The 18,786-nt window shown below is 65.1% G+C and carries 20 protein-coding genes and 1 tRNA gene; 19 read left to right on the top strand and 2 right to left on the bottom strand.

Annotated elements, in window-relative coordinates:
- Positions 1–268 precede the first annotated feature (268 nt).
- From pgaA to BTN82_RS00370, 9 genes are all read left to right on the top strand, one after another.
- Positions 269–2,746 carry a poly-beta-1,6 N-acetyl-D-glucosamine export porin PgaA gene (gene pgaA / locus BTN82_RS00330; RefSeq protein WP_075117202.1) on the top strand — a complete coding sequence of 826 codons (2,478 nt, stop codon included), beginning with the start codon at positions 269–271 and terminating at the stop codon, positions 2,744–2,746.
- 12 nt (positions 2,747–2,758) lie between these two features.
- Entirely contained in the window at positions 2,759–4,756 is a 1,998-nt protein-coding gene (pgaB, locus tag BTN82_RS00335) for a poly-beta-1,6-N-acetyl-D-glucosamine N-deacetylase PgaB (RefSeq protein WP_075117203.1), read from the top strand.
- 3 nt (positions 4,757–4,759) lie between these two features.
- Positions 4,760–6,109, top strand: coding sequence for a poly-beta-1,6-N-acetyl-D-glucosamine synthase (gene pgaC, locus BTN82_RS00340; RefSeq protein WP_075117204.1), 1,350 nt, complete (start codon positions 4,760–4,762; stop codon positions 6,107–6,109).
- Positions 6,109–6,585 (top strand): poly-beta-1,6-N-acetyl-D-glucosamine biosynthesis protein PgaD, encoded by a 477-nt coding sequence (pgaD, locus tag BTN82_RS00345; protein ID WP_075117205.1) that lies wholly within the window; start codon positions 6,109–6,111, stop codon positions 6,583–6,585. The genes pgaC and pgaD overlap by 1 nt, the downstream gene beginning before the upstream one ends.
- Before the next feature lie 188 nt (positions 6,586–6,773).
- The gene (locus BTN82_RS00350) at positions 6,774–7,334 is read left to right on the top strand and encodes a YbhB/YbcL family Raf kinase inhibitor-like protein (protein WP_075117206.1); all 561 of its coding nucleotides are present in this window, start codon (positions 6,774–6,776) and stop codon (positions 7,332–7,334) included.
- Between the two features lie 87 nt (positions 7,335–7,421).
- Positions 7,422–9,176 (top strand): vWA domain-containing protein, encoded by a 1,755-nt coding sequence (locus BTN82_RS00355; protein WP_075117207.1) that lies wholly within the window; start codon positions 7,422–7,424, stop codon positions 9,174–9,176.
- A 37-nt stretch (positions 9,177–9,213) separates the two neighbouring features.
- Positions 9,214–9,795 (top strand): RNA polymerase sigma factor, encoded by a 582-nt coding sequence (locus BTN82_RS00360; protein ID WP_075117488.1) that lies wholly within the window; start codon positions 9,214–9,216, stop codon positions 9,793–9,795.
- The gene (locus tag BTN82_RS00365; protein WP_075117208.1) at positions 9,792–10,505 is read left to right on the top strand and encodes a hypothetical protein; all 714 of its coding nucleotides are present in this window, start codon (positions 9,792–9,794) and stop codon (positions 10,503–10,505) included. The genes BTN82_RS00360 and BTN82_RS00365 overlap by 4 nt, the downstream gene beginning before the upstream one ends.
- Before the next feature lie 84 nt (positions 10,506–10,589).
- Positions 10,590–10,769: a hypothetical protein gene (locus BTN82_RS00370; RefSeq protein WP_075117209.1), complete on the top strand. Its 180-nt coding sequence runs from the start codon at positions 10,590–10,592 to the stop codon at positions 10,767–10,769.
- Between the two features lie 11 nt (positions 10,770–10,780).
- On the opposite strand, the gene BTN82_RS00375 is transcribed toward BTN82_RS00370, so the two are convergent.
- Complete coding sequence (locus BTN82_RS00375; protein ID WP_075117210.1) at positions 10,781–11,332, bottom strand: hypothetical protein; 552 nt, start codon at positions 11,330–11,332, stop codon at positions 10,781–10,783.
- 355 nt (positions 11,333–11,687) lie between these two features.
- On the opposite strand from BTN82_RS00375, the gene BTN82_RS00380 reads away from it, so the two are divergent.
- Entirely contained in the window at positions 11,688–11,945 is a 258-nt protein-coding gene (locus tag BTN82_RS00380) for a hypothetical protein (protein ID WP_075117211.1), read from the top strand.
- 252 nt (positions 11,946–12,197) lie between these two features.
- Here the strand turns inward: BTN82_RS00380 and BTN82_RS00385 are convergent.
- A tRNA-Arg gene (locus BTN82_RS00385) sits at positions 12,198–12,274 on the bottom strand.
- Positions 12,275–12,507: 233 nt separating this feature from the next.
- Here BTN82_RS00385 and BTN82_RS00390 point away from each other — a divergent pair.
- From BTN82_RS00390 to gabD, 9 genes are all read left to right on the top strand, one after another.
- Positions 12,508–13,221 carry a Crp/Fnr family transcriptional regulator gene (locus BTN82_RS00390; RefSeq protein ID WP_075117212.1) on the top strand — a complete coding sequence of 238 codons (714 nt, stop codon included), beginning with the start codon at positions 12,508–12,510 and terminating at the stop codon, positions 13,219–13,221.
- A gap of 89 nt (positions 13,222–13,310) precedes the next feature.
- Positions 13,311–13,841 carry an RNA polymerase sigma factor gene (locus BTN82_RS00395; protein WP_075117489.1) on the top strand — a complete coding sequence of 177 codons (531 nt, stop codon included), beginning with the start codon at positions 13,311–13,313 and terminating at the stop codon, positions 13,839–13,841.
- Between the two features lie 119 nt (positions 13,842–13,960).
- Positions 13,961–14,188: a RebB family R body protein gene (locus BTN82_RS00400; RefSeq protein ID WP_075117213.1), complete on the top strand. Its 228-nt coding sequence runs from the start codon at positions 13,961–13,963 to the stop codon at positions 14,186–14,188.
- An 18-nt stretch (positions 14,189–14,206) separates the two neighbouring features.
- Positions 14,207–14,836 carry a hypothetical protein gene (locus tag BTN82_RS00405; protein ID WP_075117214.1) on the top strand — a complete coding sequence of 210 codons (630 nt, stop codon included), beginning with the start codon at positions 14,207–14,209 and terminating at the stop codon, positions 14,834–14,836.
- Between the two features lie 101 nt (positions 14,837–14,937).
- Positions 14,938–15,576, top strand: coding sequence for a hypothetical protein (locus BTN82_RS00410; RefSeq protein WP_075117215.1), 639 nt, complete (start codon positions 14,938–14,940; stop codon positions 15,574–15,576).
- A gap of 34 nt (positions 15,577–15,610) precedes the next feature.
- On the top strand, positions 15,611–16,075 hold the full coding sequence (locus BTN82_RS00415; RefSeq protein ID WP_075117216.1) for a hypothetical protein: 465 nt from the start codon (positions 15,611–15,613) through the stop codon (positions 16,073–16,075).
- A gap of 84 nt (positions 16,076–16,159) precedes the next feature.
- Positions 16,160–16,474: a RebB family R body protein gene (locus BTN82_RS00420; protein WP_044460562.1), complete on the top strand. Its 315-nt coding sequence runs from the start codon at positions 16,160–16,162 to the stop codon at positions 16,472–16,474.
- A gap of 50 nt (positions 16,475–16,524) precedes the next feature.
- Positions 16,525–16,836, top strand: a complete 312-nt coding sequence (locus BTN82_RS00425; protein ID WP_075117217.1) for a RebB family R body protein — start codon at positions 16,525–16,527, stop codon at positions 16,834–16,836.
- Between the two features lie 454 nt (positions 16,837–17,290).
- On the top strand, positions 17,291–18,733 hold the full coding sequence (gene gabD, locus BTN82_RS00430) for an NADP-dependent succinate-semialdehyde dehydrogenase (RefSeq protein WP_075117218.1): 1,443 nt from the start codon (positions 17,291–17,293) through the stop codon (positions 18,731–18,733).
- The last annotated feature ends 53 nt before the right edge of the window (positions 18,734–18,786 follow it).

The following is an 18,786-nucleotide window of genomic DNA, read 5'->3' on the forward strand; positions in this document are numbered from 1 at the left end:
TCCGTCACCACGGATTTGCCGGGCGTTTTTTTGCCTGGAATCGGCGTGAGAATACCGGCCAAGAGCCACTGCGAACATCGCTACAGGCCACGCCAGCCGTGGCCTGGCCCAAAGAAACGAATCTGAATAAATATTGCATTTCGGCCTCTGCATCGGCCTTGCATGGAAGACTCCGCCCCAATCTGGCCGAGTCATCTGATTCGGCTTCCTGGCACGTATCGGGCGGGGTACTCAAGACCCCGGCCAGCCTTGTAAGGATGCTGAATCAATGCCGTCCATTGTTCGTCCCGCTCGCCGCTGTGGTTTGCGACCCCTGTTCCGCCTGGCGTTATGCAGCCAGTTGCTGTGGCCGACGTTGGCCCTCGCCGACCTGGCGTACGACCGGCTGATTCTCGACGCCCGCGCCGGCAGCTATGCGCCGGCCCTGACTCACCTGCGCCAGGTGCCGGGCGACCGCCTGACCGCCGGGCTGGTCAGCGATCACCTGCAGATCGCCAGTTGGGCCGGCCTCGATAGCGAAGTGGTCAAGGTCTATGAAACCCAGGCCCGCGGCCGGGTGTTGCCGATCCAGGCCCTGACGGCCACGGCCCGCGCCTATCGCAATCTGCAGCGCTGGGATTCGGCGATCCAGGTGTACCGCCTGGCCCTCGAGCGCGACCCGCGCAACGCCGACCTGCAACTGGGCCTGGCCCTGACCCAGGCCGACGCCGGCAAGCCCGAGGAAGCCGTGCGCCGAGCCCGCGAGTTGGTGGCGGCCAAGCCCGACGACGCTACCCGGCGCCTGGCCCTGGGCTATGCCCTGAGCCGCGCCGGTTCGCCCTATGACGCTTTGTTCGAGTTCGACCAGGCGTTCATCCGCGCCGGCAGCAAGCCGGAAGTCGCCCGCGAATACGTGTATGCCCTGCAACGGGCGCGCTTGCCGGAGCCGGCCCTGCGTCTGGCCCGCCAGCGTCCGGGGCTGATCGATCCGGTGGTCGAGCGCCGCCTGCAAGGCGACCTGGCCGCCGAGCGCGTGCGCCTGGCCGAGCTGGCGACCCGCAGCGAGAAAGAGCGCTATGTCATCGCCGACCGTGCCCTGGCCGACTACGACCAGTTGCTCGCCACCTGGACCCCGGACCCGGCCGCCAAGGACGACGTGACCCGCTGGCGCATCGACCGCATGGGCGCGCTCAAGGCCCGGGCGCGCACCGCCGAGGCGATCGACGAATACCGCAAGCTCACCGCCCAAGGGGTGCCCATTCCGACCTATGCCTTGCGCTGGGTGGCCGCCTCCTACCTGGACCAGCGCCAGCCGGAGATCGCCAGCGACCTCTATCGCCAGGTGCTCAAGGCGCCGGACGCCGATGTCGGCGATCGCGTCGAAGACAGCACTGCGCTGTATTACGCCCTGCTGGAAAGCGACCGCCCGGCCGAGGCGCAACAGGTGGCCGATGACCTGGCGAAAAGCCAGAAACCGCGGGTCGAGCTCAAGGGGCTGCCGGTGGGCAACCCCAACGACGAATGGATGGACGCCCAGCAGCTCGCCGCGCAGTCCGGCACCTACAGCGCCGACCTGCCGGGCAGCGAGCAGCGCCTGGCCAGCCTGGTCGACCAGGCGCCGGGCAACCTCGGCCTGCGCGTGGCCCAGGCCAACCTGTACCAGGCCCGGGACTGGCCGCGCCGCGCCGAGGGCCTGCTCAAGGAAACCGAAAGCATGGCGCCGCGCGATGTCGGCCTGGAGGTCGCCCAGGGCCACACCGCCCAGGACCTGCAGGAATGGCGGCAGCTCGACGCGCTGACCGACGACGTGGTGGCGCGTTACCCCGACAACCGCCAGGTGCAGCGCCTGGCCCGCCAGCGCGAAGTGCACGACATGGCCGAGTTGCGTGTCGAGACCTATGGCGGCAAGAGCTACGGCGGCGGCAACAACGGTGCCGGCGCGGTCTCCGGCAGCAAGGATTTCGGGATCGAGACGGTGCTCTACAGCCCACCGATCGATGAAGACTGGCGCCTGTTCGGTGGCCTCGGCTATGCCACCGGCGACTTCCAGGAAGGCACCGGGCACCACCGCTGGCAGCGAGTCGGCGTGGAGCGCCGGACCCGCGACATGACCCTGGAGGCGGAAGTCTCCAACCACTCCTACGGGTTTGCCGACAAGCAGGGCGCGCGGCTGTCCCTGGCGCGCGATATCGACGACCACTGGCAGTACGGCGGCAGCCTGGAGTACCTGTCGGCCAACACGCCGTTGCGGGCGCTCAACAGCAACATCTACGCCAATGGCGGCAGCGCCTTCCTGCGCTGGCGCGCCAACGAAAGCCGCGAATGGCGGCTGGCCCTGAGCCCGTCGCACTTCAGCGACGGCAACAACCGTTTCGAAGCGCTGCTCACCGGTCGCGAGGGCGTCTATGCCACGCCCCATGTGCAGGTCGACCTGGGCCTGGAAGTCGGCGCCAGCAGCAATACCAAGGACGACACGCCGTACTTCAACCCCAAGTCGGACTTCACGGTCCTGCCGACGGTGAACGTCAACCACGTGCTCTATCGGCGCTACGAAACCTCCTGGAGCCAGCAGTTCCAGGCGGGTGCCGGTACCTACAGCCAGCGCGACTACTCCACCGGGGCCATCGGCCTGCTCAGCTACGGCCAGCGCGTGACCTGGAACGACGTATTCGAGGCCGGCGCCGTCCTGAGCGTGCTCAACCGGCCTTACGACGGCGATCGGGAAACCGATCTGCGCCTGGTCCTCGACCTCACCTATCGCTTCTAGAAGAGTTTGACGATGCCTCCGATGACCCGTTGCCTTCTCCTGCTCGGCGCCCTGGTGCTCAGCGCCTGCGCCCAGCCCGCCGCGGAGTTCCTGGCGCCGGCGCAACGCCCTGTGCCCGCCAACGAAACCCCATGGCCGAAAAACCACGTGCTGGGCATTGCCTACCACGACGTCGAAGACCGCGACCCCGACCAGGCGGTGGTGGCCGTGCGCACCGAACGCATGATCGAGCAGTTGGCCTGGCTGCGCGAAAACGGCTACCAGCCGGTCACCGTGGACCAGATCATGGCCGCGCGCAAAGGTGGCCCCGAGCTGCCGGCCAAGGCCGTATTGCTGAGTTTCGACGACGGTTACGCCAGCTTCTACACCCGCGTGCTGCCGGTGCTGCGCAGCTACAACTGGCATGCCCTGCTGGCGCCGGTGGGGGTGTGGGTCGATACCCCGCTGAACCAGCCGGTGGACTTCGCCGGCACCCCGCGCCAGCGCTCGGACTTCCTGACCTGGGACCAGGTCCGCGATATTTCCCGTTCAGGCCTGGTGGAAATCGCCGCCCACACCGACGCCAACCACAAGGGCGTGCTGGCCAATCCCCAGGGCAACCTGCAACCGGCCGCCGCCACCCGGCTCTACAACGCCAGCACCGGGCGCTATGAAAGCGAGGCCGAGTTCGAGGCCCGCCTGCGCAGCGATGTGGCGGCGATCTCGAAAAAGATCCGCGCCGCCACCGGCTACAACCCGCGCGTGTGGGTCTGGCCGTACGGCGCCGCCGACGGCACGGCGCTGAAGGTGGTGGGCGAGCAGGGCTACGACATGGCCCTGACCCTCGACGACGGCCTCGATACCCTCGACAACCTGATGAGCAGCCCGCGCTTTCTGGTGTCTTCGGACCCGGACGGCATCCACTTCTCCAACAGCATCGTCGGCGTGGAAGCCACTAACCCGATGCGCGTGGCCCATGTCGACCTGGACAACGTCTACGACCCGGACCCGCAGCAGCAGGAAATCAACCTCGGCAAGCTGGTCCAGCGCATGTCGGACCTGGGGGTCAACACGGTCTTCCTGCAAGCCTTCGCCGACCCCAAGGGCGATGGCCTGGTGCATTCGCTGTACTTCGCCAACCGCCACCTGCCGGTGCGCGCCGATATCTTCGATCGCGTCGCCTGGCAGTTGCGTACCCGGGCCAACGTCAAGGTGTTCGCCTGGATGCCGGTGCTCAGTTTCGCCCTCGACCCGAGCCTGCCACGGGTGACTCGCTGGGATCCGGAAACCGGCCAGGTCGCGGTCGACCCGGACCAGTACCGGCGCCTGTCGCCGTTCGACCCCAAGGTGCGGCGCATCATCGGCGAGATCTACGAAGACGTGGCACGCCTGACCTCGGTGGACGGCATCCTCTACCACGACGACGCGGTGCTCTCGGACTTCGAAGACGCCAGCCCCGAGGCGCTGCGCACCTATGCCGCCAACGGCCTGCCCGGCTCGATCGAGGCCTTGCGCGCCGACCCGCAGACCCTGCAACGCTGGACCCGCTTCAAGAGCCGCTACCTGATCGACTTCACCCACGAGCTGACCGCCAAGGTCAAGGCGATCCGCGGGCCGCAGGTACAGACCGCGCGCAACCTGTTCGCCGAGCCGATGCTCAACCCGCCGAGCGAAGCCTGGTTCGCGCAGAACCTCGACGACTTCCTCGCCAACTACGACTGGACCGCGCCGATGGCCATGCCGTTGATGGAAGGGCAGCAGCGCAAGGCGTCCGGCGCCTGGCTGGAGCAACTGGTGGCCACGGTCAAGGCACGCCCCGGCGCGCTGAACCGCACCGTCTTCGAATTGCAGGCCCGGGACTGGGCGCAAAAACCGGCGCGCGATATCGACGCCGCGCAAATGGCCGACTGGATGGGCCGGCTCAAGCGCCAGGGCGCGACCAGCTTCGGTTACTACCCGGACAACTTTCTCGAGAACTCGCCGGACTTGAAGACCATCCGTCCCGCGCTCTCCACCAAGTGGAATCCTTGAATCATGTTGGATCGACTCTTAGCCCTGTTCGTCCTGGCGCTGGTCCTCGGGGTGCCCCTGGGCCTGATCTTCCTGGTGACCGGCCAGTTCCTGATGGACTTCGTGTTCTTCTACCCGCTGTTCATGTCCGGCCTGTGGATCGCCGGCGGCCTGTACTTCTGGCTGCACTGGGAGCGCCACTGGCCGTGGAAGGACGACACCCTGCCGCCGGCGCTGGAAGGCGAGCCGCTGATCAGCATCCTCATCCCTTGCTACAACGAGGGCGATAACGCGGCCGACACCATCCACGCGGCGCTGGGCCAGCACTACCCGAACATCGAAGTCATCGCGATCAACGACGGCTCCAAGGACAACACCGCCCAGGTGCTGGACGCCCTGGCGCTGGAAGACTCGCGGCTGCGGGTGGTGCACCTGGCGGAGAACCAGGGCAAGGCGGTGGCCCTGCGCATGGGCGCCGTGGCGGCGCGCAGCGAGTACCTGGTGTGCATCGACGGCGACGCGCTGCTGGCGCCGAACACCGCGGCCTACCTGGTGGCGCCGCTGCTGGAGAATTCGCGCCTGGGGGCGGTGACCGGCAACCCGCGGATCCGCACGCGCTCGACTTTGGTGGGCCGGGTCCAGGTCGGCGAGTTCTCCTCGATCATCGGCCTGATCAAGCGTACCCAGCGGGTGTTCGGGCGGATCTTCACGGTCTCCGGGGTGATTGTCGCGTTCCGTCGCTCGGCCCTGCACCGGGTTGGCTACTGGAGCCCGGACATGATCACCGAAGACATCGACATCAGCTGGAAGCTGCAACTGGACCACTGGAGCATCTTCTACGAGCCGCGCGCGCTGTGCTGGATCCTCATGCCGGAAACCCTCGGCGGCCTGTGGAAGCAGCGCCTGCGCTGGGCCCAGGGCGGCGCCGAGGTGCTGTTCAAGAACATCCGCGGCATCTGGCAATGGCGCCACCGCTACCTGTGGCCGCTGCTGTTCGAGTACTGCCTGTCCACCGGCTGGGCCTTCACCTTCCTGCTGTCGGTGATCTTCTGGGGCCTGGGCAAGTTCATTGTCATGCCCGAGGCCATCGCCGTGGACCGGCTGATGCCGCCGGCCTTTACCGGGCTGGTGCTGGCGATGGTCTGCCTGCTGCAGTTCGCGGTCAGCATCCTGATCGACCGCCGCTACGAGAAGGGCTTGGGCAAGACCATGTTCTGGGTGGTCTGGTACCCGTTGGTGTTCTGGTTCGTGAGCCTGTTCACCACCCTGGTCAGTTTCCCCAAGGTGCTGTTCAGCCAGCACCAGCAACGTGCCCGCTGGGTCAGCCCGGACCGCGGCATCAAACCTGTGGATGATGAAGAGGAGGCTCGCTGATGAGAATCATCAGAACCCGTCAACGCCCATTCCTGGTGATCGTCGATGCGGCGTTCACCGTGCTGGCCTGGGCCGGCCTGCTGTACTTGCTGGCGCGCGGCCTGTGGCCGTTGATCGAAACCCACGACGGCCCGCGTATCGAAATCGGCATGCTCGAGGCGCTGGGCACCTTGCAGACCTACCTCTGGGTGGCCTTGCTCAATGCCGGCGTGCTGGTCCTGTGGGCGCGTTATCAGCAGCGCAAGAGCAAGAGTTTCGCCCGGCGCCGCCTGCCGTCGCCGGCGGTGGACGACCAGCGCCTGAGCGACAGCTTCAAGCTCAGCGCCGTCAACTTCTCGCGCATGCGCCAGCCCGGGGTCATGACGGTGCATAACGACGAGGAGGGCGGTATCCGCCACGTCACCAACGGTTTCCTGAGCCTGGGGGCCGAGCACTCGCTGCATCCGCCGCTGCTGTCCGAGCCGTTGGAGCGCTGACCCGGCTGCCGGGACACATCCCGGTGATTGTGAAAAAAAGCCCTGGAACTGAAAAATCCGGGGCTTTTTCGTTTACAAGCGGCTTCGGCTCAAGCTCAATCAGCTCCGGTATCGCGCCCGCGCAACGCTGCGCCGCGCGGCTATAGTCTCCAGGCCCCGATGAACCCATTCGCAGAAGGTGCTCGCGTATGACCCGTTTTGCCTCACTCACCACCTGGCTGGCCGCCGGCGCCGCCTTGCTGTGCCTGCAAGTGCCGGTTCAGGCCCAGGAGCGTTTCACCCTGAACGTGCCCGGTGTCTCGGACAACCGTCTGTTCACCCCGGCCAGCGCCAGCGACGCCAAGGGCTGCGGCGGGCGTAACCTGTCGCCGGCGCTGGCCTGGACCGCCGGCCCCGAAGGCACCCGCAGCTACGCCATCGTGATGCACGACCCGGACGGCGCCAAAGGCCAGGGCGTGGACCACTGGGTGCACTACGGGATCAAGGCCACGACCCGGCAGATCGCCGCGGGCGTGGGGGCCAAGGGCAACCTGGAAGGGCTGGGCGGCACCAACAGCAAAGGCACCACCACCTACGTCGGCCCTTGCCCGCCGGTGGGCGACAGCGCGCACCACTACATCATCCAGGTCTATGCCCTGGAGCTGGCGCCCGACGCCTTGCCGGCCGGCCTGACCCGCGCCCAGCTGCTGGAAAAGATCAACGGCCATGTGCTGCGCAACAGCAGCGTGGTACGGCGCTACCTGCGCTAGAACAATATTTTTCGGGGCTTAACCCGAATCGCCGAGGGGCTTCGTCTGAAGGGGGGAATGGATCAATTTCCCCCGAGGTCAGCCCCCATGTTCCTTCCTCCGCTCCACCTTCGCCCCGCCGTCCAGGGATGCGCCGCCGGGTTGCTGCTGGCCCTGGCCGGTTGCGGCCAGTCCTCGCCGGATAGCTCTGAATACGTGGCGCCCGCTCAAGGGGCGCCGCGACCGGAGGCCGCCGTGCCGGATTCGGCCGAGGTCCGGCGCGCCGGCGTGATGCTCGCCGGGTATAACGCCAAGGCGGCCGTCCCGGCGCCCATGCCGTTGTTGGGGGACCGCGAGTCGCTGGTCGCCGACTATCGCGACGAGCCTCGGGAGCAGTACCAGGACCTGCCGGACAACCCGATCCACAGCGTGGCGCAGGCCCCGGTCTCGACCTTCAGCGTCGACGTCGACACTGGCGCCTACGCCAATGTCCGGCGCCTGCTCAACCAGGGCAGCCTGCCGCCCCAGGGCGCGGTGCGCCTGGAGGAGCTGGTCAACTATTTTCCCTACGAGTACGCCTTGCCCACCGACGGTTCGCCGTTCGGCCTGACCACCGAGATCGCGCCGTCGCCGTGGAACCCGCACACCCGCCTGCTGCGCATCGGCATCAAGGCCTCGGATCGCGCGGTGGCCGAGCTGGCGCCGGCCAACCTGGTGTTCCTGGTGGACGTGTCCGGCTCCATGGACCGCCGCGAAGGCCTGCCGCTGGTGCAAAGCACCCTCAAGTTGCTGGTGGACCAGTTGCGCGAGCAGGACCGGGTGTCGCTGGTGGTGTATGCCGGCGAGTCGCGGGTGGTGCTGGAGCCGACCTCCGGGCGCGACAAGGCGAAGATCCGCGCGGCCATCGAGCAACTGACCGCGGGCGGTTCCACCGCCGGCGCCTCGGGCATCCAGCTGGCGTACCAGATGGCGCGCCAGGGCTTTATCAAGAACGGCATCAACCGCATCCTGCTGGCCACCGATGGCGACTTCAACGTCGGCATCAGCGACTTCGACCGCCTCAAGCAAATGGCCGTCGAACAGCGCAAGAGCGGTGTGTCGCTGACCACCCTGGGCTTTGGCGTGGACAACTACAACGAGCACCTGATGGAACAACTGGCCGATGCCGGCGACGGCAACTATGCCTACATCGACAACCTGCGCGAGGCGCGCAAGGTCCTGGTGGACCAGCTCGCCTCGACCCTGGCGGTGGTGGCCAAGGACGTGAAGCTACAAGTGGAGTTCAACCCGGCCCAGGTCAGCGAATACCGCCTGCTGGGCTATGAAAACCGCGCCCTGAAACGCGAGGATTTCAACAACGACAAGGTCGACGCCGGCGAGATCGGCGCCGGGCATACGGTCACCGCGCTGTATGAAATCGTGCCCAAGGGCGAGCCGGGCTGGCTGGAGCCGCTGCGTTATGGCCAGGGCCAAGTCCAGGCATCGTCGGAGTCGGGCAGCAAGAGCGACGAACTGGCCATGTTGCGGGTGCGCTACCAGGCGCCGCAGGGTGGCAAGAGCCGGTTGATCGAGCGGCCGATCCTCGCCTCGCAGCAGCACGGGAAACTCGCCCAGGCCAGCGATGATCTAAGATTTGCCGCCGCGGTGGCGGCGTTCGCCCAGCAGCTCAAGGACGCCCGCCATACCGGTACTTTCGCGCTCAAGGACACCGAGGCCCTGGCGCGCGGAGCCCGCGGCGAAGACCGTTTCGGCCTGCGCGGCGAGTTTGTGCAACTGGTGGAACTGGCGCAAAGCCTGCAGACTCAGGCCGCCCCGGCGGACCAATCGCAAGCTTCCGCACAGGCGTTGAGCCGCCGTGAATAACGTGATGACCAGCCACCATAAGGAGTTCAGCACAGCCATGCCTGTGGCGAATCGATCAGAGGCCGCCAGCAGCGACGAAACGCTGCTGGCGCGTTATCGCGCCGGCGACAGCGCGGCTTTCGAGCAGCTCTACCAGCGCCATCGCCAGGGCCTGTACCGCTTCCTGCTGGGCCTGTGCGACAAGGCCGAGCTGGCCGACGAGGTCTATCAGGACACCTGGCTCAGCCTGATTCGCACCACCAGCGAACCGCAGGGCCGGGCCAGTTTTCGCACCTGGCTGTACCGGATCGCCCGTAACCGCCTGATCGACCATTGGCGCCGGCACGGCATCCGCAACCCGTTGCACGACAGCTACGACGAGCAATTGCATGACCAGGCCGACGCCGCCGATGGCCCGGAGCAGCAACTGAGCCTGAGTCGCGAAAAGCAACGCATCGACGCCGCGCTGCAAGACTTGCCCGCCGATCAACGTGAGGTCTTTCTGTTGCGCGCCCATGGCGAACTGGAATTGCCGCAGATCGCCAGCCTTACCGATACGCCGCTGGAAACGGTGAAAAGCCGCTTCCGTTATGCGCTGAAAAAACTGCGTCGGCTCCTGGCCGAAGAGGTACTGACATGACTGACGCCCGACAACTTCCCCCCGCCGAAGAAGAGCGCCTGCTCGAACACATTCGCCAGCACAGCCAGGGCGAGCCGCCAGCCGGCCTCGACGCCCTGATCATGGCCACGGCCCGCCGCGAAGCCCCGGCTCCCCGACCGTCGCTGTGGCAACGCTGGTTCGACCTGTGCCGCCAGCCGCGCTGGCAAGTGGCGTTCGCCGGCTTGTTCGGCGCGACTCTGCTGCTGGGCGTATTGCAGCGCCCTACGGAACCGCTCCCGAGCCAGGCGTTCGCCCCGGCGCCGGCACCCGTGGCCAAGGCCGCCGCTCCCCAGCTGGCGCGTCGCCAGGCCGAGTCCGCTCCGGTCGCCGCGGAGTCCGCCGCGCAAGCCGAGCAGCACTTCGAGCTGGCGGCCACGCCGAATGCCGATATGAGGGTCTTGTCGGTCCCGGCCCCGGCGGCCCCCGCGGCGGGCTTGCCGCTGACCCGGGACCCGCACGCGTTCGATGCCGTCCCTCACGAGTCCCTCGGGCATCTGGCCTCGTTCTCGGCCAAGTCCCAGGCCGAACACGGAGTGCCGCAGACGCCCTTCGAGGACGCGCTGCGCGAGGTGCTGCACCTGCGCGAGACCGGCCAGCACACGCTCGCCGAGCAGTACGTCAACGCCCTGAAACAACGTTTTCCCGAGGAAGACATCGACGCCCGCCTGCGCGCCTTGCAGCGACGCTGACGGCAAAACGCGCGCAAGTCATGGCCTGGGCCCCCGAAAGCGCGCACTATCGGGGGCAGTTTTTCTGAAAGTGAGAGGCTGGCCATGGCGCCACGCATCGACCGCATCGCCGCACTGCTGAATTGCCCGACCAAGGGCGCGGATATCCGCCAGGCCATCAAGGAGAGTCGCAAGGACTTTCTGCTCGAGGCCGAAGAAGATGGCGACGAAGACGAGCAGCAGGCCGAGCCTGCCGCGGATCGGGACGCCCCGGCGCCAGGCTGACGCCCGGCGCTTTACTGGCGAGCGGGGGCGCGCTTGACGTTCTGGCCCTTGGTCTCGATGGCCTGGGCAATCGCCTTGTAGCAGTCGTAGAACAGTGCCTGGTTCTTGAACATGTTTTCCACCAACTCCACCTTGCCGTCGCTGTGCTCGACGCGGATAAAGCGTTGGTTGAAGACCTCCACCAGCTCGACGCCGGCGATATTGATCAGGCGGACTTCACGGACCTTCGAACTGAAATTGCTCACCGGAGCCACCAGGTTCTTGTCCGTCAGCACCACATAACGGTTGCCGGCGCCGCGCAGGAAGATCAACGCGCCGGCGACGGCGACCGTCATGGCCAGGCCCAGCACGCCGATCAGTTGCATGACCAGATGACCATTGAGCCCCAGGCCGTCCAGCAGCCGGATCATGCTGCTGTTCTCGCTGGGCGTGCCGAGCACCGCGAACAGCGAAAACCCGCCGAATACCAAGCCCGCCAGGGACATCTTCAGGTAATTGGGCCCGTAGTAATAACGCGCCAGGTGAGAGGACGCGGCGGGGTTGGGGAGGTTGGAAATGTTCATCGTGGTCTTCCATGAGTCAGGCGAAAAACAGCTGTCCGCTCGATTGCGGGCAGCGAGCGGTCTCTGGGCGGTTGGCATCATCGCAAAAAAGATCGGTGATACCTAAAGGGTTTTCGGGGGGAGGGGCGGGAAGAAAAGGCTTCACCAAGAAGCGAAATACCTCACAACCAATGCAGTCAATCCGCCTTGTCCCTCCCAAACCTTGATCCCTATAGTTCTTCTTGCCGCTGGAAAATCAGCGACCGGATTTGGCGATCCGGCTTTCAAGTTAGGTGTTTGTTCGTGACCCGTTGTAGCTGCATCGGCTAGCGGACTTTTGGACTTGATCGCGCTGTTCGCCAAACAGGAATGACTTATGAGCCAGTACATCCCCTTCAATACCAATCACCCCGATGCTCAGGTAACGCTGATTGATAGCCACGCCTCTGTAGCCTCGGTGCTTGATTGTGCCTATGCCCGCATCAAGGCAGGGACGGACCTTTTGGAAAGCCTTACTTCGGTAACGATCAAGGGCGTCGAGGATGGTGATCTTTATCGGCTGACCAACGCAGCTTATTTGCTGCTCAGGGAAGGGGTGGACTTATTGGAGGTTGTGCGACGAGGTGTCGAGTGAGCCCCGTTAGCCTCGCTCCATTGGCTAAGATGTTGCACTTGGTTAAAGCACTATCAGTCGCTCGTGCCGGAGCGGTCTTCGGAGACGCTGGCAAGGTACTAAGGAAGCTAGCGGGGCAAGGGTTGTAGGCATAGATCAGGCCCCGATATCGGCCCAGCCCGGCAGACCTATATTCACTGATCTTGCGACCGCCCATACGATGGAAACAAAAAAGCCCCAGGCCATTCGACCTGGGGCTTTTGCGTTTCTGTCTGGTGCACCCGGCGGGATTCGAACCCACGACCCCTGCCTTCGGAGGGCAGTACTCTATCCAGCTGAGCTACGGATGCAGTGCGGGCGACATCATACCCATGTCGGCAGGGGGCGTCCATGCCGGTTTTCTGCGGCGGGATGATTGGCTGCCGCGCCCGGGTTCGACGTGTCATTTCCGATACTCGAAAGCGCCTTCGCGCAATTCACAAGTCTGTCCACCAGACGTCCCTTTGTTTGCTTTGCTCTATGGGCTTCAAGCGCTCTACCTGCTGCATCTGCGCAGCTATTTCCTACCAGTCAAGGCGAACGCATGCATTCAAAAAGCGCGGTAATGCTCGATTTTTCGTTGCGGCAAACCCTGCTGGCCGGCTCCGATCTGTTCCGGGGGCTGCCGGATACTCTGATCCGCTATGTGGCCACCCATGCGGTGGAGCGCAGGTTGGATGACCGGGATGTGCTCTACCTCAAGAACGAAGCGCTGGACTTCATCGCGCTGGTGGTCGAGGGGCAGGTGTATTCGGTGCTCCATGGCCCGGACGGGCGCGAACAGATTGTCGGCAGCGCCGCGGTCGGCCAGGTGGTGGGCGAGTCGGCGCTGGTCGAGGGCCATGTCCGGGAAACCTCGGCCTTCGCCTGCGGGCCGACCCGGGTGTTGCTGCTGGGGCGCCGGCATTTTCGCGTGCTGTACGCCGAGCCGCTGTTCTGGCAGCGCGTGCTGATGCTGTTGATGGCGCGGCTGATGAAGATCCTGGAGCTGCTCGAACTGGTTTGCCTGCATCGCCTGGAGTCGCGCTTGGCGCGGTTCCTGCTGGCCAACCTCGACGATTTCGCGCAGGCCCCCATGACCTGCGCGGCGGTGCCGCGCAACCAGGGGATTCTCGCCGCCATGCTCAATACCAGCCGGCCGAAGCTCAATGTGCAGTTGCAAGACTGGCGGCGCTCGGGGTTGATCAGCAGCCAGAGCGGCCACCTGGTGATCAACGATGTCGAGCATTTGCGGCGCAAGGCCTGTTCGCTCAATTAATTGTTCAACTGTTCCCCAGGTAACAGCGGACCCCTGTTGTGCAATCGGAGACTGTCGGCTCATCAAGGAATGCACAGGGAGTGCTGGCGATGGGATCTTTGCGTGAAGTGGCGGTGGTCGACCGGTTGTTCGAGGCAAGCTGGCGGGCGGTGTACCCCGAGCTGATGCGCCGGGCCAACCGACGGGCCAGGGGCAACCTGGCGCTGGCCCAGGAGTGGTTGTCGAGCACGGCCGTCAAAGCCCTGCTGTTCTTCAGGCGTTCCCCCGAACGCATACGAGAACCGCAGGGCTTTCTGTTTCTGGTGCTCGACCATGTGTTTCTCGACAGCCTGCGGCGCAGCAAGCGCGAAGAGCAGCTGTTCGATCGCTCGATCGACCTGGCGCAGGATCACCAGGCCCTACTCGCCGCGCCCTGCGTTTCGGTGTTCGAGTACACCGAGCAGCTCGAGCGGCTGGTGCAACTGGGCGGTCGCGTGGAGCGCCTGCCGTTGCCCCAGCGGCGGCTGTTCGAGATGCGGTTTGTCGAGGAATTGCCCTACCCGCAGATTGCCGCCGAGCTGGGGATCGCCCAGCCCCTGGTGCGCAAGCGCGTGCAGTTGCTGCGGGCGGCGCTGCGTTGAAAACGCTTTTGCATTCACAGTCGCGGATGTCGGGCGTTCTTGTTTCATGAGCACCTGAAACCGCCGACGGGTTCACCGCCAGCGCGTGCGCGCTGGCGCCTTCCATCAAGGAGAGATGTATGACAGAGGTCAACAGCCAGATTACCGACGCCGTAACCCAAACCAACGTCAAGGTGGTGGCCGAGGCTCCGGCCCAGGCCATTGCTTCGCTGTACCAGGTGGCCAGCCATTCGGCGGGCCTGTCCCTGCAGAATGCGGTCAACAGCCAGCAGGCGTTGAATCAGATCTCCAACGCGGTGATCTCCAAGGCTGTCTCGCTGATCATGCAGATCGGCGAGAAGGGCTGACGCCTGGGGAGAAACCTCATGTTCTGGTTCAAGAAGAAACCTGCCGCCGAACCGGCGACGGACGCCACGCCAGCGGCCGATCCCAAGCTGGGCGACCTCGAAACGGCCACTCCCAAGGCCGCCGGCTCCAAGGCTGCCGATCCCCCGGCAGCGGGCACGCCCCCGCGCACAGTGATGGACCGCATGAACGAGCACATGCTGGCGCAGGTCGCGGCGCCGCCGACCGGCAGCACGGCCGCGCTGAACAGCCAGATCGTCGAGGCGGTGCAGTTCACCAACGCGCAGACCTTCAGCTATGCCCCGGCGCAGATCGCCATTGCCCCGGACATGATGATCAGCCAGGCCGCCGGCCTGGTCGCGCAATCGGCGGCGGGCTACTTCGACGGGGTCAGCAAGCTGGCGCTCGCGGCCCAGGCAGTGTTGCTCGAGCAGATGACGAAAAACATCGTCGCCAACCAGCCCGAAAAAGCCGCGGAGGACGCCCTGGGCGCCCTGGCCACCGACCTGCTGGTGGGCGCTGCCGCGGCCGTCGCCGCGGCGGCCGGCGCCATGGAAGCGACCGCGGCGGGCGTGGCCATCGACAAGATCGACGAGAGCATCGCCAAGTACAGCAGCACCCTGGCCAATCGCGCCGCGTCACCTCCCTGATTCACGCCGCCCCGGCGTCATGGGCATCGAGTCCCGGAACCCTTCCGGGACTGTGCAGCAGCACGTTCAAACAGCACTTTTCTTCAATGAGGAGCGACATCATGCAGCCTGGAGATATTGTTTTTTCAGTGGCCCAAGTGGACGACAAGCTGTCCACCAGCATTCCCCGCGCGTTCATCCGCGCGGGGCAGTGGATCAAGGCCAAGATGTTCGGCGACGGTTCACCGAACGTACCCGTGGTGCACGCGGCCATTGCGATCAGCGATACCTGCGTGATCGAAAGCGTCGGCAGCGGCATCCAGGTGACCGACCTTTCCACCGAGGCGGTCAAGCGTTCGGCGATGGTCTATTCCTGCGCCGACGAAGACCTGGCGCGGGCCGCCACGGTGGCCGCCGAGCAGTTCAACGGCGACGTCGGCAGCGCCCAGATCAGCGGCCGCTACAGCGTCTGGAACGCGGCGCTGTCGGTGTTCAAGCGCACGCCGTTCACCCCCGAACTGCAGGCGCGGATCAACGAGTCGGTGTCGATCGGCAACGTGTCGTTCTGTTCGCAGTTCGTCGCCAACAGCTACGAGGTCGGCAACCTCTATTACAACGCCAACCTACTGCCCCCGCCGCCCGCGGTCTTCGACACCCGCCCCAGCGCGATGACGCCCTGGGACCTGGCCTCGTCCTGCGACAGCGACGGCAAGTTCTATTTCGCCGGGTTCTGGCAGGACGGCATTGAGGTGCGGCTTTAGCGGCATGGCGCCGCGTCTTGAGGAGGAAGCCAGGATGTCCCAGGAAAACCAGGACCCGCTCGCGGGCCTCTATCAGCTGGCCGATGCGCTCAACCTGAGCCTGTCGGCGGGTGAAAAGCACATCCTCGAAGCCTGGATGCGCAGCCAGCCGCAGACCGGCGTCATGGACAAGGTGCTCAACCAGACCCAGCACCTGATCGAGAGCGAAAGGCTGCGCACCAGCGAGTTGATGGCGCAAGCCAAGGCCAGCGAAAGCGAGTTGCAGAAGAACACCGAGCAGCGCGAAGCGGTGATTCGCCAGTGGCTGGCGGCCAAGCAGCAGGCGGCCGCCGCCGAGGTGGGCGCGCGGCCCGCGCAGACACTGGGCGCCGAGCAGGCCGAGCTGATCCGCCAGACGGTCGACGAGGCCGTCAAGGCGCAGATGCAGGGGTTGGTCCAGCAGGTCGAGGCGGTGCTGGCCCATCTCGCCCAGTCCGCGCAAGCGCCTGCGGAGCATTGAAGGCCGGTTGTTTCACAGCGTTCGTTTTGCCGCGTTCATTAATAAACACGGAACCCGCCGTGTACTAACAAGGGAAGTTGAACCATGCCATTAGTCAACGAGCAAATTACCGACGCGGTCACCCAGACCAACGTCAAAGTGGTGGCTGAAGCGCCAGCGATGGCGATGAGTACCATCTATCAGTCCATGGCCCAGGCCACGGCGATTCTGTTCCAGAACGCCGTTTCTGCGCAGCAGCAACAAAATACCCTGGCCCAGGCGGCGACCAACCAGGGCGTGATGCAGATCTACAGCGTCGATACCACCGCAGGCGCGGCGGCTACCGAAAAAGTGGCTCAGGGCGGCGTGGCCGACAACCTGACCAGCCTGCTGACGGTCCTCAAGTCGTTCAACCCTTGATCGGGTGAGCGTTAACGGAAGTTGTTCTTTTTTAACCTGGAGTTTCACTTATGAGCACAGTCAGTCCGCAAATCACCGATGCCGTCACCCAGACCAACGTCAAGGTCGTGGCCGAAGCGCCCGCCATGTCGATGGGCACCATCTACCAATCCCTGGGGCAATCCGTCGCGATCCTGTTCCAGAACTCGGTATCGGCCCAGCAACAGCAAAACACCCTGGCCCAGGCAGCCACCAACCAGGGCGTGATGCAGATCTACAGCGTCGACACCACCGCCGGCGCGGCGGCCACCGAAAAAGTGGCCCAGGGCGGTGTGGGCGATAACCTCACCAGCCTGCTGACGATCCTCAAGTCGTTCACTTAAGGCCTGGCCTCGCCCGGAACCCTGCAGCCTCACGGCTGCGGGGTTTTTGCGTTTCGGCATCGCCACCCTAGCCCTTTGCAGGAGCGAGCTTGCTCGCGATAAAGAACGCCCGTTCAACAGCGATGTCGACCGTCAGGCCGCCATCGCGAGCAAGCTCGCTCCTACAGGGGGGCTGCAACCGTGGAGGCGGGGTGTCGTTGATCCGAAAAATTCTGCTAAAGCGGCGTTTTCGTTCTTTTTTTTGAACGGACTATTGTCCTTTACCGAGGTTGACCCTAGGATTCGTTTGAGATTTCAAACGCTCTTGTCCAAGAGCCGACCCACACGTCTATTCTGATAGGCGCTGTTTCTGTACTTGAGCCCGGTAAAAGATTTTCCTGACGGCAGCCTGTCAAGGCGCCTTTCAACAATCACAATTCGCTCCGCCCCGCGCGGTGCTGTTAAGGAAACCGACATGCAGCTTAAAGACGCCCAGTTGTTCCGCCAGCAAGCCTTCATCGATGGGGCTTGGGTCGACGCGGACAATGGCCAGACGATCAAAGTGAACAACCCGGCCACGGGCGAGATCATCGGCAGCGTGCCGAAGATGGGCGCCGCGGAAACCCGTCGCGCCATCGAAGCCGCCGACAAGGCCCTGCCGGCCTGGCGCGCGCTGACCGCCAAGGAGCGGGCGACCAAGCTGCGTCGCTGGTACGAGCTGCTGATCGAAAACCAGGACGACCTGGGCCGCCTGATGACCCTGGAACAGGGCAAGCCGCTGGCCGAAGCCAAGGGCGAAATCGCCTACGCCGCGTCCTTCATCGAATGGTTCGCCGAAGAAGCCAAGCGCATCTACGGCGACGTGATCCCCGGCCACCAGCCAGACAAGCGCCTGATCGTGATCAAGCAGCCGATCGGCGTGACCGCGGCCATCACCCCGTGGAACTTCCCGGCGGCGATGATCACCCGTAAAGCCGGCCCGGCCCTGGCCGCCGGTTGCACCATGGTGATCAAGCCGGCTTCGCAGACCCCGTTCTCCGCCCTGGCCCTGGTCGAGCTGGCCCACCGCGCCGGCATCCCCAAAGGCGTGCTGAGCGTGGTCACCGGCAGCGCCGGCGAAGTGGGCGGCGAGCTGACCAGCAACCCGATCGTGCGCAAGCTGTCGTTCACCGGCTCGACCGAAATCGGTCGCCAGCTGATGGCCGAATGCGCCAAGGACATCAAGAAGGTTTCCCTGGAACTGGGCGGCAACGCGCCGTTCATCGTGTTCGACGACGCGGACCTGGATAAGGCCGTCGAAGGCGCGATCATCTCCAAGTACCGCAACAACGGCCAGACCTGCGTCTGCGCCAATCGCCTGTACATCCAGGATTCGGTCTACGACGCCTTCGCCGAAAAACTGAAAGCGGCGGTGGCCAAGCTGAAGATCGGCAACGGCCTGGAAGAGGGCACCACCACCGGTCCCTTGATCGACGAAAAAGCCGTGGCCAAGGTCCAGGAACACATCGCCGACGCCCTGGGCAAAGGCGCGACCCTGCTGGCCGGCGGCAAGTCCATCGAAGGCAACTTCTTCGAGCCGACCATCCTGGTCAACGTGCCGAAAGACGCCGCCGTGGCCAAGGAAGAAACCTTCGGCCCGCTGGCGCCGCTGTTCCGTTTCAAGGACGAGGCCGAAGTGATCGCCATGTCCAACGACACCGAATTCGGCCTGGCTTCCTACTTCTATGCCCGCGACCTGGGCCGTGTGTTCCGCGTGGCCGAGGCCCTGGAATACGGCATGGTCGGGGTCAACACCGGGCTGATCTCCAACGAAGTTGCGCCGTTCGGCGGCATCAAGGCCTCGGGCCTGGGCCGCGAAGGCTCCAAGTACGGCATCGAGGATTACCTGGAAATCAAATACCTCTGCCTGGGCATCTAAGTTCGAAGGGCAAGGCATTGCTGCAAGCGCAAAGGGCACGAGAGCGCTGTCCC

This window comes from Pseudomonas chlororaphis, assembly GCF_001921865.1.
GTDB lineage: Bacteria > Pseudomonadota > Gammaproteobacteria > Pseudomonadales > Pseudomonadaceae > Aquipseudomonas > Aquipseudomonas chlororaphis_D.